Annotated in this window: 1 protein-coding gene; it reads left to right on the plus strand. The window is 55.0% G+C overall.

Annotation, left to right across the window (positions count from 1 at the left end; translation table 11 throughout):
• On the plus strand, positions 1-165 hold a 165-nt coding region (locus tag ACFWW2_RS00440), incomplete at its 5' end, for a Tn3 family transposase (protein ID WP_393925393.1).
• Positions 166-351 lie beyond the last annotated feature (186 nt).

A 351-nucleotide genomic window follows, 5' to 3' on the forward strand; every position in this document is an offset into this window, starting at 1 on the left:
CTCGCTGCAATCATCATCTTTTGGAATACTAACCAGCTAGGGAAAGCGGTTCAGCAGAGGCGAAAGGCTGGATTGGACTGCCCGCCTGAGCTTCTGTCGCACATCTCACCGCTCGGATGGGCGCATATCTTGCTTACAGGCAAATATCGGTGGCCAAAATCATGATCAAACATGCTTGTGATACGATTCCGCCCTCAGCCGGACTCGACACCTTCTCAAGCTCCAAGGGTATACACACATTGCCGTCACCGGGCCGTTCCTGCTCAGGATCAGGCGCCGCGCCCGCTTGAGCGAGGTCCGCTCATTTCGTAATGCGCGAACGATCGCTGCACCAATCAATGCCCTTTATCG

It is taken from the genome of Yoonia sp. R2-816 (assembly GCF_046762905.1).
In the GTDB taxonomy this organism is placed as follows: Bacteria; Pseudomonadota; Alphaproteobacteria; order Rhodobacterales; family Rhodobacteraceae; genus Yoonia.